The following is a 13222-nucleotide window of genomic DNA, read 5'->3' as shown; positions in this document are numbered from 1 at the left end:
CAGCATGCCGCGTTTCCTCGGGGTGGACGCAGGTGCCGAGACGTTGAAGGTGGTCGAGCTCGCCGGCGAGCCGGGAGGCCTCGTCTGGCGCCGGCGCGCCCGGGTCGAGCACCACAAGACGCCCGGGGCCGCCCTCGGCGAGCTCCTCCGCGAGTGGGGCTGGGACGGCCTCCGCGGCGCGGTCGCCACCGGCCGCCTCGGCCGGCAGCTCGCGCTCTCGCGGGTCCCGGGCAAGCAGGCGCGCCTCGCGGGCCACCGCTTCCTCCGCGGCGACGGGCCCGCCGTCATCGTCGACATCGGCGCGCACGGCTTCTCGGTCCTGGAGGTGAACGGCGGCGAGGACGCCGAGTACCGGGAGAACCCGCGCTGCTCGCAAGGCACCGGCAACTTCCTGCGGCAGCTCGTGGAGCGCTTCGGCCTCGCGCCCGAGGAGGCCGACGTCCTCGCGGCGCCCGTGGAGGAGCCGGCGCACCTCTCCGGGCGCTGCCCCGTCATCCTCAAGACGGACATGACCCACCTCGCGAACCAGGGCGAGGACCGGGCGCGGATCCTCGCGGGCCTCTTCGACGCCATCTGCGACAACGTGCAGGTGCTGCTCCGCTCCCGGGCGGGCGCCGTCTCTCCCGCGGTGGTGCTCGCCGGAGGCGTCGGACGCTCGCGCAGGGTCCGCGAGCGGTTCCGCCGCCGCCTGGCGGAGCGCGGGATGACGCTCGCCGAGGAGCACGGCGAGGACGCGCTGTACCTGGACGCGCTCGGCTGCGCCGTGCTGGCGGCGCGGGGCGACGGGCCGCTGCCGAGGCCGGAGGACCTCGTCTCGCCGCCGGCCCACGCGCCGGTGGAGCTGCGTCCCCCCCTGTCCGACGCCATGGGCAGCGTCCACCGCCTCCCGCGCCGTGCACCACCCCCGGTGAGCGAAGGCGACGCGTTCCTACTCGGGCTCGACATCGGCTCGACCGGCTCCAAGGTGGTGGCGCTCCACGTCCCCTCGGGCGCGCCGCTCTGGGAGAGCTACACCCGCACGGCCGGGGACCCGGTGGGCGCGGCGCAGGAGCTGGTGCGCCGGGCCGCCGGAGGGCCGGCCGGCGCGGCCGTGGCGGGCTTCGGCGTCACCGGCAGCGGCCGCGAGATCGTCGGATCGCTCCTCACGACCTGCTTCGGCGGCGACCGCGTGCACGTCCTGAACGAGATCGCCGCCCACGCCGAGGGGGCGCGCGCCTGCGACCCGCGGGTCGACACCATCTTCGAGATCGGCGGCCAGGACGCGAAGTACATCCGGCTCGCGGCGGGGCGGGTGGTGGACGCCGCGATGAACGAGGCGTGCAGCGCCGGCACGGGCTCGTTCATCGAGGAGCAGGGCGTCCGCCTCGGGAACCTCGACGTGGAGGCGCTGGCGCGCGTCGCGGTCGGGGCCGACGCCTGCGCCGCCCTCGGCCAGCACTGCGCGGTGTTCATGGCGGAGATCCTCGACGAGGCGGCGGCCGCCGGCGTCACGCGGCCGCGTCTCGTCGCCGGGCTCTACGACTCGGTGGTGCAGAACTACCTGAACCGCGTGAAGGGCAACCGCTCGGTGGGCGAGGTGGTCTTCTGCCAGGGGATGCCGTTCGCCGCGGACGCGCTCGCGGCGGCGGTCGCGCGGCAGACCGGCGCCGAGGTGATCGTGCCCCCGAATCCCGGCACGGTGGGGGCGTGGGGGATCGCGCTGCTCGCGCGCGAGGCGCTCGCCTCGGGCGCGCCGCTCGAGCTGGCGAGGTTCCTCGACGCGCGGGTGGAGCGGAAGGACACCTTCGTCTGCCGCTCGAGCACCGGCTGCGGCGGCTCGGGGAACGCCTGCCGCATCGAGCGGATCCGCACCCGGGTGCAGGGGGAGCGGCGCGCCTTCTCCTGGGGGGGTGGGTGCTCGCTCCACGACGGAGGGACGCGCGCGCGCAAGCTCCCCGACGGCGCGCCCGATCCGTTCCGCGAGCGAGCCGAGCTGGTGGAGGCGGTGCTGCGACCGCTGGCGGCGCCGACGGGCGCGCCGCGGGTCGCGCTCGCGGAGGCGTTCCAGCTGAAGGGGCTGTTCCCGTTCTTCGCCCGGTTCTTCCGCGCGCTCGACTTCGACCTCGTGGTGGCGCAGGGCGGGGGGCGGGAGGCGCTGCGCCGCGGGGCGGAGGGGGCGAACGTCCCGTTCTGCGCGCCGATGCAGCAGTACCACGGCCTCGTGGCGGCCCTGGCGCAGGCGCCCGCCGAGCGCGTGTTCCTGCCCATGCTCCGCGACCTGCCCCCCGTGAAGGACGAGGAGTCGCACTGGCTCTGCCCGATCGTGGCGGGGAGCGCCGACGTGCTCCGGCTCGACCTGCGCCCGCTCCTCGCCGGACGGCGGGTGCTCTCGCCGGCGATCAAGCTCGGCCCGGGCTTCCTCGACGCGCCGGCGTTCCTCGACACCTGCCGCTCCATCGCCGAGGACCTGGGCGTCCGCGACGAGGAGACCTGGCGCGCCGCCCACGCCGCCGCGCGCGAGGAGCAGGCGCGCTTCGACGCCGCGCTGATCGGGATCGGGCGCAGCGCCCTCGAACGCTGCCGCGCCGGGGGGCTCCTCCCCGTGGTCGTGCTCGGCCGCACCTACACGATCCACGACCCGGTCCTGAGCGCCAACATCCCGGCGCTGCTGCGCGAGCAGGGGGCGGTCGCGATCCCCACCGACTGCTACCCCACGGATCCCGCCACCCCCATGGTGCCGGGCGCGTTCTGGGGCTACACGCAGCGGATCCTCCGGGCCGCCCACGAGGTGCGGCGCACGCCCGGCGTCTACAGCCTGTTCGCGAGCAACTACGGGTGCGGGCCCGACAGCTTCACCCTCCACGCGTACGCGCGCCTCATGGAGGGGAAGCCCTTCGCGGTCATCGAGACGGACGGCCACGCCGGCGACGCGGGGACGAAGACGCGCGTGGAGGCCTTCCTCCACTGCGTCCGCGAGGATCTGCGCTCCGGTGGGAGCGCCGCGGCCTCGGCCGCGCCGCTGCTCGCGCTCGCCTCCCAGTCGCTGCCCGAGATCGCGCGTCGAGGCTCGCGCGTGCTCGTGCCGCCCATGGGCGCCGAGGCCCACTCGCTCGCGGCGGCGCTGCGCGGGTACGGCGTCCCCGCGGAGGTGCTCCCGGCGGCGAGCGCGGAGGCGATCCGCCAGGCGCGGCGCCACACGAGCGGCAAGGAGTGCCTGCCGATGATCGTGACGCTCGGCTCGCTGCTCCAGCGGCTCGAGCGCGCCGACCCGGGCGAGCGGCTCTCGTTCTTCATGCCGGGGTCGAACGGCCCCTGCCGGTTCGGCTACTACCGGCAGCTCCACCAGATGATCCTCGAGCGGCTCGGGCACGGCGCGCGCGTGGGGATCTGGTCGCCGCCCGACTCGGACTACTTCGCGGGTGTGCCGGCCGGGTTCGGCGCGCTCGTCTTCGCGGGGATCGCCGCGTTCGGCCTGCTGGAGGACGCGCTCCGCGACGTCCGTCCGGTGGAGCGCGAGCGAGGGGCCGCGGCGCGCGTCCACGCGGCGGCCTCCGGCGAGCTCACGCGGCTCCTGGAGCGCGCGGCCGGCGCCGACCTCTCGGCGCGCCGCGTGCTGCTGGAGGCCGCGAGCGGCGGGAACTACGGCGTCACGGCGCTGCTCGAGCGCACCGGCCGCGCGCTGCGGGCGCTCAAGACCGCGCGGCCGCACCCCACCGTGATGCTCGTGGGCGAGATCTACCTGCGCTCCGATCCGGGGGCGAACGGCGGCGTGGGCGACGCCCTCGAGGAGCGCGGGGTCCGGGTGCGGCTCGAGCCGGTGGCCGAGTACCTGGAGTACTCCGATCACGTCCAGGTGCGCCGCGGCCTCCGCGGCGCGCCGCAGGACCGCCTCAAGGGCTGGATCCGCCGGCGCATCCTCCGCACGTGCCGGCGCGCGATGGCGCGGGCCATGGGGTGGCCGGATCACCCGCGCCTGGACGAGGCGCTCGCGGCCGCGGCGCCCTACCTCCGCGACGATCTCGAGCACGAGGCGGTGCTCGCGGTGGGCCTCCCCCTCGTGCAGTGGCGGCGCGGAGAGATCGACGGCGCGGTCTGCGTGGGCCCGCTCGAGTGCATGCCCGACAAGCTGACCGAGGCCCAGCTCGTCCACGCGCGGGAGCGCGAGGGACTCCTCTCCCTGACCCTCTCGCTCAACGGCGACCCGATCGACCCGGAGATCCTCGACGCCTTCGCCTACGAGGTGAAGGAGCGCTTCCGGCGCCGCGCTTGACGGATCGTCTCATCCCCGTGTCGACTCGTCGCTTCGGGGGGGTCTCTCGGGGCAGTGTCCGCCACCCATCCGCCGTGCGACGCTGTGGCCATGCGATCCGGGCCGTGGCTGGGGGCGGCGCTCGCGGCGCTGATCGCGGGCTGCGCGGCGCGCCAGGCGCCAGGCGATCCGCTCTCCGGACGCCCGATCCGCACGGCCTCGCCCGAGGAGCTCGCGCGGCGGCTCGTCGACGACGCCGCGGGCCTCGTGGCCTTGAAGGGAAAGGTCACCCTCACCTTCCAGGAGCGCGCGGCCGCGGGCGCGCGCTCCTGCCGCGGCGCGCTCGCGGCCCGCAGCCCGTGGAGCGACGGCGCGGCGCCCGGGCTGTTCGTGGAGGGCTACCGCTCCCTCATGCCGACGCTGTTCACGCTGGTGAGCGACGGTGAGCGCTTCTGGCTGCACGTCCCGAGCGAGCGCGTGGTGTACACGGGCACCACGGTGCGCGGCGTCGTGGCCCGGGGCCGGGAGCTCCGCCTGGACGCGCGCGCGCTCCTCCGCGCGCTGTTCGTGGAGCCGCCCGGCCCCGCAGACGCGCTGGAGGTCCGGGAGGACGGCGAGACGTACGTCCTCTCGATCCGCCGGGCGGGCCGGCTGCACCGGCGGCTCTGGGTGGAGCGGCGGCGGTTCGCCGTCGAGCGCGAGGTGCTCTACGACGCCGACGGGCGGGAGGAGCTCGTCATCCTCCGGGAGCGCCAGCGTGAGCGCGACGGGCGGCTCCAGCCCGAGCGGCTGAGCGTGCAGGACCCCGTCGCCGGCGGCTCCGTCCTCGTCGAGTTCGATTCTCTCACGGTGAATCCGCCCGGGCTGGACGCGCGCGCCTTCCGGCCGCTGTCTCCCCCCGGAGCGCGGGTCGAGAGGGTCGACGGGACGGAGCGCGACCGGTGACGCTCGCCCTCGCCAACGTCCTCCAGAAGAAGGTGCGGAGCGCGATCTGCGTCCTCGCCATCGGGATCGGCGTGGCGCTGCTGCTCGTGGTGGTGGGTCTGACCCGGGGATCCATCCAGGAGGTCGCGCAGCGCATCCAGAACGTCGGCGGCGACCTCATCGTGCAGCCCGCCGGGGCGACCCAGTTCCTGGCCCTGAAGAGCGGCGTGCTCCCGGAGCGCTACGCCGAGCGGCTGCGGGCGCTGCCCGGCGTCGCGGCCGTCTCGCCGGTGGTCGCCTGGACGACCACCTTCCGGAACGCGTTCTACGTCGTCTACGGCATCGACCCCGAGCAGTTCTCCTCCATCGGCGGCGGGCTGCGGATCGTGGAGGGGCGACCGCTGCGCGGACGAGGTGAGGTGGTCGTCGACTCCCGCCTCGCGGCCGCGGCCCGGCTGGCGGTGGGCGATCGCGTCGAGATCCTCGGCGCCCGGTTCGAGATCGTGGGCGTCTCGAAGGAGGGCGTCGGGGCGCGCATCTTCCTCCCGATGGCGGAGCTGCAGGCGATGCTCCACCAGGAGCGGCGCGTGTCGCTCTTCTTCGTGCGCTGCACGTCGCCGGGGGCGGTGAAGTCGACCGCCGCCGCGATCGAGGCCGCGATCGAAGGCGTGCGCTGCCAGATCCTGGAGGGGCTCGCCGACGAGATGGCGCGCTCGATGACCGGGCTCCGGGAGTTCATCGGGGCGATCACGGGCACCACGCTCGTCGTCAGCCTGCTCGTCGTCTCGCTGGCCATGTACATGACCATCCTGGGGAAGACGCGCGAGATCGGGATCCTGCGCTCCCTCGGCGCCTCGCGGCGCCGCATCATGGGCACGGTCGTGCTGGAGTCCCTGCTGCTCACCGGCTGCGGGGTCCTCGCGGGCTACGCCCTCACGCTCGCCTCGGTCGCGGCGCTGCGGAGCTGGTACCCGCTCCTCACGGTGGAGGTGACGCGGTTCTGGATCCTCGTGGGCGGGGGGGTCGGGATCGCGAGCGGCCTCCTCGGGGCGCTGTACCCGGCCTGGTTCGCCGCGCGGCAGGATCCCGTGCAGGCGCTGAGCTACGAATGACGGGGCGCGAGAGGAGCGAGGTGCCGGGCGGGAGCGCCATCCAGGTCCGGGGGCTGGTGAAGGAGTACCGGAGCGGGCGGATCGCCGTTCCGGCGCTGCGCGGGATCGACCTCGACGTCGCGCCGGGGACGTTCGCGGCCGTCATGGGCCCGTCCGGCTGCGGCAAGTCCACGCTGCTCTACGTGGTGGGCGGGATGCTCCGGGCCACCTCCGGCTCGGTGCGCGTCGGAGGCCTCGAGGTGACGCGCGCGCCGGAGCGGGCGCTCACCGCCTTCCGGCGCGGCGACGTGGGGTTCGTGTTCCAGCGGCTCAACCTCATCTCCGCGCTCACCGTGGAGGACAACCTGAAGCTCGCCTGCCGCATCGCCGGGCGGACCGACCGGTCGGACGAGCGCATCCGGACGCTGCTCGCGCGCGTCGGCCTCGAGAGCAAGCGCCGCAGCCGGCCGCTCGACCTTTCCCAGGGCGAGCAGCAGCGCGTCGCCATCGCGCGCGCGCTCGTCAAGGAGCCGCGCCTCGTCCTGGCCGACGAGCCCACCGGGAACCTCGACTCGACGAACGCACGCACCGTGATGTCGCTCTTCCGGCAGATCGGGACGGGCGCGGGGCCGACCATCCTCATGATCACCCACGACGCGGAGTGCGCGGCGGTGGCGGACACGGTCATCCAGATGCGGGACGGCGCAGCCGTTCCCGCCGGCGCGCTCCGGCCGCGGTCCGCCTCCCCCCTGCTCGCGCCCGAGGATGGGGCATGAGCCTCCCCGCCACCCGCGCCGCCGCGGCGACGCGAGACCTCGCCTGGCGCTCGTGGGCGCTCGCCTTCACCGGGTTCGTCGCCGCGAGCGGCGCGGCGCTCTGGCTCGCCCGCAACACGCTGCGGAGCCCCGGCCTCGAGGTCCTCATCCTGCTGCTGCTCTACCTCAGCTTCGCGTGCACGTTCCTCCCGCTGCCGACGGCCTGGATCGTGCTGTGGGCGGCGCGCGAGGCCGGCGTGCTGTGGGTCGCGCTGGTAGCGACGGCCGGGACCTGCATCGCGAACCTGCACGACTACCACATCGTGAGCGGGCTCTGGCGCGCCGGCCGGCTCCGGCGGGCGCGCGAGAGCGCGTGGCACGCTCGCGCCGTCGCGTGGTTCCGCCGGGCGCCGTTCCTCTCGCTCGCGCTCGCCTCCTTCGTCCCCCTGCCGGTCGACGCGGTGCGCCTGCTCGCGATCTCCGCTGGTTACCCGCTCCCCGCGTACGTCCTCGCGTCCTACGTGGGCAGGTTCCCCCGCTATCTCCTGTTCGCGGTGCTGGGGCACGAGCTGCGGCCCTCCAACCTCACCATCTTCGTGGTCGCGCTCGCGATCGCGCTCGTCGGCGCCGCGAAGGCCGCCCTCGATCGCGCGCGCGGGGCGCGCGCGCGCACCCGGAGCTCCGACGATGCCGGCGCCTGAGCTCCCGCGCGGAGCGCGTCCGGCGGCGGCCGTCGCGCTCGTCGCGCTCCTCCTGGCGGCTCCGCCCTCGCCCGCTGCGGGGCGTGACGGGCCGCCGCGGACGCTCGCCGGGGTGCTCGACGCGCACTGCCGCGCGCGCGAGGCCACCACCACGCTCCGCGCCCGCTTCGTCCAGACGAAGGGGTTCACCGCCATCGGAGAGGAGGACCGCTCGTCCGGCGTCCTCTACTACCGGAAGCCGGACAGGCTCCGGTGGGAGTACTCCGCGCCGGACCGCGCGTGGACCGTCATCGCGGGCGATCGCGGCTGGGCGGTGTTTCCGCGCATCCGCCAGGTGCAGCGGTTCACCGTCGGCCGCTCGCGCGCCGAGGGGATCCTCTCGACGATCGGCTTCGGCGCCTGCGGAGCGGCGCTCGCGGACGCGTTCGAGACGACGCTCGCCTTCGGCGCCGGGGGCGCGCCGGTGCTGTCCCTGACGCCGCGCGGTCCCGAGCTCGCCGCCTCGTTCACCCGCGTCGAGCTGACGCTCGACCCCAAAGATCATTTACCCCGCGACATCCTGCTGCACGAGACCTCCGGCGACACGACGCGGTTCGTGCTCTCCGACGTGCAAAGAGGGGTCGCGATCGAGGGCTCACTCTTTCTGTTCACCGCACCTGAGGGCTATAGCGTCGTGCCGTAGACCGGTACCCTCGTCCATGGCACCGACCGTCAAGGGGGAGATCATGGCGCAGGCGTCCTCGGATCCGCGGCTCACCCAGGCCCCTAGCAGCCCGATGCAGTCGCAGTGCACGGCGTGCGAGCGCGTGCTCGCGGCGACGCTGAGGGTGAGCGGCGACGGGGTGGTCCTCGAGAAGACCTGCCCCGAGCACGGGGCCATCCGCGAGGCGCTGCACGACGTGCTGTTCCACGAGGCCGCACCCGATCGCCCCGGCTCCGCGGTGCGAACGTACTCGGGCACGCCCATCCGGCCGGTGGTGCGCGCCCTGCCGAAGACGGTGGAGACCCTCTGCCCCGAGTGCGCGCGGACGGTGCTGGGGCGGGTGTTCGACTGGCGGGGCGACGTGTACATGGAGAAGACGTGCCCCGAGCACGGCTACGTGCGCGACCGGGTGTTCACGAACAGCGCCCTGTTCCTCAAGATGCAGCAGTGGAGCTTCCGCGACGGCGCCGGCGTCGAGAACCCGCGCGTGCCCGCCGCCGACGCCTGCCCCGGCAGCTGCGGCCTGTGCAACATGCACCAGAGCCACACGATGCTCGGGCAGATCGACCTCACGAACCGCTGCAACCTGAGCTGCCCCATCTGCTTCGCGAACGCGAGCGCGACGGGCTACGTGTGCGAGCCGACCTTCGACGAGGCCGTCGCGCTCCTCGAGCGGCTCCGCGCCTACCGCCCGGTGCCGGCGACGGCGGTGCAGTTCTCGGGCGGCGAGCCGACCCTCCACCCCGACTTCCTCGCCCTCGTGCGGAGGGCGAACGAGCTCGGCTTCAGCCACGTCCAGGCGGCGAGCAACGGCATCCGCTTCGCCGAGCCGGGGTTCGCGAAGGCCGCCGCGGAGGCCGGGCTGCACACCATCTACCTGCAGTTCGACGGCGTCGACGACGCCGTGCACGAGGTCACCCGCGGCCGGCCGCTGCTCGAGGTGAAGCGCCGCGCGCTCGAGCAGATCCACGCCGCCGGGATGAAGGTCTGCCTCGTGCCGACCATCGTGAAGGGGGTGAACGACGATCAGGTCGCCAAGATCCTCCGGTTCGCGATCGACAACATCCACGTGGTGAGCGGGATCGCCTACCAGCCCGTCTCGTTCACGGGGCGCATCTCCCTCGCCGATCGCGAGGCCAAGCGCTACACGCTGGGTGATCTCGCGGGCGATCTCGGCGCGGCGGGCTGGCTCGAGCCGATGCGGGACTTCTACCCGCTCGCCATCACCGCGCCGCTGTCGCGCCTCATCGCCGCGTTCACCGGCGACCCCAAGATCACCGCCACCGCCCATCCGGCCTGCTCGTCGGGCGCGTACTTCGTCGTGGACCGGCACGGGAACGCCGTGCCGATCACGCGCTTCCTCGACGTCGAGGGGCTCTTCCGCGACCTGGATCGGCTGGCCTCCCGGGTCGAGCGCGCGCGCTTCCGCGGCCTCCACAAGGTCCGCGTCCCGCTCCTCTTCGCGCGCCACTTCCGCAAGGAGCTCGCGCCGGAGGGGCTGACCGTCCGCACCTTCCTGCACGCGCTGCGCGGCATGACGGACAAGAGGGTCGGCCGCGGGCGCGCCGGCGAGCGCACCTACCGGACGCTCCTCGCGGCGGGGATGCACTTCCAGGATCGCTACAACTTCGACGTCGAGCGCGTGAAGCGCTGCGTGATCCACTACTCCACGCCGGAGGGGATGTTCCCGTTCTGCGCCTACAACTGCGGCCCCGTTCACCGTCAGCGCGTGGAGCGGAAGCACGCCATCCCGCTCCAGGAGTGGCGGGCCCGCCGCGGCGCCGCGGGCGAAGGAGCGGGCGCGGGCGCACGAACCGTGTGAGGGAGGCGCCCGCATGGACCAGCTCGGCGTCGCGACCGTCCTCCGCCTCTTCCTGCGCGGCAGCCGGAACTACCTGGCGGATCGCCCGCTGGTCGTCTCCTTCGAGCTCACCGGCTCCTGCAACGCCCGGTGCAAGCACTGCGACAAGGGCGGGATCCTGCGCGACGAGACGCCGCTCTCGCCGCAGCGCATCGGCGAGATCTACCGTGAGCTCCGGCCGGTGGCGGTCCAGCTCTCCGGCGGCGAGCCCCTGCTCCGCCGCGACGTGGTGGAGGTGGCGCGCGCGATCAAGGAGCGCCGCGGCGCCCCCTACCTCATCGTGGTCAGCAACGGCACGCTCCTGAGCGCCCCCAAGTACGAGGCGCTGCGCGCCGCCGGCGTGAACCAGTTCTCCATCTCGCTCGACTTCCCCGACGAGCGCCACGACGACTTCCGCAGCGTACCCGGCCTCTTCCGCAGGCTCGAGCGGCTCGTGCCGGAGCTGACCTCGCGCGGCCACGGCGACGTGGTGCTGAACTGCGCCGTGTCTCGCCTCAACGCCGGCGACCTGACCCGGCTGTGCGAGACGGCGCGCAGATGGGGCTCGAGCATCTCTTTCAGCGCGTACTCCGCCCTGCGGACGGGGAACACGGACTACCTCGTCTCGTCGCCCGAGGACCTGCGAGGGCTGCGGGCCCAGCTCGACGCGGTCCTCGACCTCAAGCGGCGGGGAGGGCCCGTGCGCAACCCGGCGCCCGACCTGGACGGCCTCTACCGCTTCTTCGCGGACGGGGGGATCCCCGGCTGCCGCGCCGGCTATCGCTTCCTGCTCGTCACGCCCGAGGGGTTCTTCCGCCCGTGTGCCCACAAGCCGGTGAAGGCGCGCTCGCAGCGGGAGCTGATCCAGCGCTTCGCGCGCACGAACGACTGCCGCGGCTGCTACGTCGCCATCCGCAGCTACTGCGACAAGAGCTACCTGCCGCTCCTGCGCGAGCAGGTGCTCACCCGGCTCGGCCTGTCCGCGGCCGCGCCGCGCTGAGCGCGGCCGGGGCCCCGTCGGCGGAGGCCGCGGCGCGGGAGCTCAGCCGACCAGCACGGTCCCGGCGCTGCCGGGGTTCAGCACCGCGTGGGCGAGATCGCCCTCGCCGAGCTTGCCGACGATGACCACCGACTTCGCGCCCGAGTCGAGCACCGCGAACGACTCCTCGAGCTTGGGGATCATCCCGCCCGAGATCGTGCCGTCCGCCACCATCCGCTCGAACTCCGCGTGGGTGATGTGCGGGATGCGGGAGGACGGGTCGTTCACGTCGCGCAGCACGCCGGGGGTGGAGGTGACGAGCACGAGCGCGTCCGCCTCGAGCGCGCCGGCGAGCTGGCTCGCGACCGTGTCGCCGTTGATGTTCAGCGCCTGGCCCTGGGCGTCGCAGCCGAGGCAGGCGATGACCGGGACGTAGCGCCGCTCGAAGAGATCGCCGAGGAGCGGCAGGTTGAAGCCGAGCACGTCGCCGACGAGCCCGAGGTCGACCGGCTCGGGCCCGGCGCCCTTCATGACCCGCGGCGGCCGCCGGCGGGCCTGGACCACGTGGCCGCTCGCCCCGTGGAGCCCGACGCCCATGACCCCGTTCGCGAGCAGCCGCCCGCACAGATCGACGTTGAGCTGGCCGGCGACCACGTACTTCATCACCTCGAGCGTCTGCGCGTCGGTGTAGCGGCGGCCCGCGACCATCCGCGTCTCGAGGCCGAGGGTCTTCTGCAGGGCGGACGCCTGCGGCCCGCCGCCGTGGACGATGGCCACGCGGTTGAAGCCGTCGACGAGGACGCGCAGGTCGCGCGCGATGACGTCCAGCTCGGGGGCGTGGACGAGCTCCCCGCCCAGCTTCAGCACGATGGTCTTCATGGCGGCCACGGACCGGGATCGGCGAGCGAGGCCTTCTCGTCGAGCCCGAGCATGAGGTTCATGTTCTGGATCGCCTGCCCCGCCCCGCCCTTCACGAGGTTGTCGGTCGCGCCGAAGCAGGTGACGGTGCGCCGCCCGGCGCGCGGCGGCCCCGCCGCGACGCCCACCTCGGCGTAGTTCGAGCCCGAGACCGCCGCGACCTCGGGCAGGCGCTTCCTCGGGACGCGCACGAACGGCTCGCCCGCGTAGCTCTCCCGGAAGAGCCGATCGAGCCGCTCCTGCGTCCACTCCTCCGGCAGCTCGAGGAAGCAGGTGGCGAGGATGCCGCGCGACAGCGGCGCGGAGACCGGCACGAAGCGCAGCGCCAGGTCGCGCGCGCCGGCCTGGGCGAGCGTCTCGACGATCTCCGGCACGTGCTGGTGCTCGAGCGGCTTGTAGGTGCGGAGGTTGCCGGCGCGGACCGGGTGGTGCGTGCCCGCGGACGGCGCGACCCCCGAGCCCGACGACCCGGTGATCCCCTGCACGTGGACCACGCCCTCGAGGAGCCCGGCCCGCGCGAGCGGCAGCAGCGCGAGCTCGATGGTGGTGGCGAAGCAGCCGGGCGAGGCGACGAACCGCGCGGCACGGATCCACTCCCGGTTCAGCTCGGGGAGGCCGTACACGAAGTCGCGCAGCCGCTCCGGGCAGGGGTGGGTGTGCTTGTACCAGCGCTCGTAGGCGGCGGCGTCCTTCAGGCGGAAGTCGCCGCTCATGTCCACGACCTTCAGGCCCGGGAGCGCCGCGAGCTCCGGGAGCTTGGACGCCGCGACCGTGTGCGGCAGCCCGAGCAGGACGACGTCCACGCCCCGCGCCGCCTCCGCGGGCGGGATCCCCTCGAAGACGAGGTCGGTGACGCCCTCCAGCGCGGGATCCGCGGCGGCCAGCGGCTCGCCGACGAAGTCCACGGAGGCGACGCGCACGAGCTCCACGTCGGAGTGGAGGAGGAGCCGGCGGATCATCTCCGCCCCGCCGTACCCCGAGCCGCCGATCACGGCGGCCCGGTAGCGCTTGCCCGGTGCCATGGGCCGCCCTTATACCGGGGACTCCCGCGCCCGGCCAGGGGCCGGCGCGGCCCGCCGAGGG

The 13222-nt window shown here is 74.4% G+C and carries 10 protein-coding genes; 8 read left to right on the top strand and 2 right to left on the bottom strand.

Annotated features, from left to right (window positions below):
* Window positions 1–4: 4 nt before the first annotated feature.
* The 8 genes from ANAE109_RS00965 (at window position 5) to ANAE109_RS00930 (ending at window position 11242) form a co-directional block, all read left to right on the top strand.
* Complete coding sequence (locus tag ANAE109_RS00965; RefSeq protein WP_011984513.1) at window positions 5–4249, top strand: BadF/BadG/BcrA/BcrD ATPase family protein; 4245 nt, start codon at window positions 5–7, stop codon at window positions 4247–4249.
* A 90-nt stretch (window positions 4250–4339) separates the two neighbouring features.
* Window positions 4340–5173 carry a hypothetical protein gene (locus ANAE109_RS00960; RefSeq protein WP_041448029.1) on the top strand — a complete coding sequence of 278 codons (834 nt, stop codon included), beginning with the start codon at window positions 4340–4342 and terminating at the stop codon, window positions 5171–5173.
* Window positions 5170–6264 carry an ABC transporter permease gene (locus ANAE109_RS00955; RefSeq protein WP_011984511.1) on the top strand — a complete coding sequence of 365 codons (1095 nt, stop codon included), beginning with the start codon at window positions 5170–5172 and terminating at the stop codon, window positions 6262–6264. Before ANAE109_RS00960 ends, ANAE109_RS00955 begins: the two co-directional genes overlap by 4 nt.
* Window positions 6261–7019 carry an ABC transporter ATP-binding protein gene (locus ANAE109_RS00950; protein ID WP_049768491.1) on the top strand — a complete coding sequence of 253 codons (759 nt, stop codon included), beginning with the start codon at window positions 6261–6263 and terminating at the stop codon, window positions 7017–7019. Before ANAE109_RS00955 ends, ANAE109_RS00950 begins: the two co-directional genes overlap by 4 nt.
* Window positions 7016–7699, top strand: coding sequence for a YqaA family protein (locus ANAE109_RS00945; protein ID WP_011984509.1), 684 nt, complete (start codon window positions 7016–7018; stop codon window positions 7697–7699). Before ANAE109_RS00950 ends, ANAE109_RS00945 begins: the two co-directional genes overlap by 4 nt.
* Window positions 7686–8381 carry an outer membrane lipoprotein carrier protein LolA gene (locus ANAE109_RS23165; protein WP_011984508.1) on the top strand — a complete coding sequence of 232 codons (696 nt, stop codon included), beginning with the start codon at window positions 7686–7688 and terminating at the stop codon, window positions 8379–8381. Before ANAE109_RS00945 ends, ANAE109_RS23165 begins: the two co-directional genes overlap by 14 nt.
* A 16-nt stretch (window positions 8382–8397) precedes the next feature.
* Window positions 8398–10224 (top strand): tetraether lipid synthase Tes, encoded by a 1827-nt coding sequence (gene tes, locus ANAE109_RS00935; protein WP_011984507.1) that lies wholly within the window; start codon window positions 8398–8400, stop codon window positions 10222–10224.
* A 13-nt stretch (window positions 10225–10237) separates the two neighbouring features.
* Window positions 10238–11242, top strand: coding sequence for a radical SAM protein (locus ANAE109_RS00930; RefSeq protein ID WP_011984506.1), 1005 nt, complete (start codon window positions 10238–10240; stop codon window positions 11240–11242).
* A 42-nt stretch (window positions 11243–11284) separates the two neighbouring features.
* On the opposite strand, the gene argB is transcribed toward ANAE109_RS00930, so the two are convergent.
* Together argB and argC are read right to left on the bottom strand one after the other, a co-directional pair.
* Window positions 11285–12100: an acetylglutamate kinase gene (gene argB / locus ANAE109_RS00925; RefSeq protein WP_011984505.1), complete on the bottom strand. Its 816-nt coding sequence runs from the start codon at window positions 12098–12100 to the stop codon at window positions 11285–11287.
* Window positions 12097–13161, bottom strand: coding sequence for an N-acetyl-gamma-glutamyl-phosphate reductase (argC, locus tag ANAE109_RS00920; protein WP_011984504.1), 1065 nt, complete (start codon window positions 13159–13161; stop codon window positions 12097–12099). Before argC ends, argB begins: the two co-directional genes overlap by 4 nt.
* Window positions 13162–13222: the final 61 nt, after the last annotated feature.

Origin of the sequence: Anaeromyxobacter sp. Fw109-5 (assembly GCF_000017505.1) — a bacterium.
Taxonomy (GTDB): domain Bacteria; phylum Myxococcota; class Myxococcia; order Myxococcales; family Anaeromyxobacteraceae; genus Anaeromyxobacter.
The sequence above is the reverse complement of the archived record's forward strand: the minus strand, read 5'-3'. Positions and strand labels throughout refer to the sequence as shown.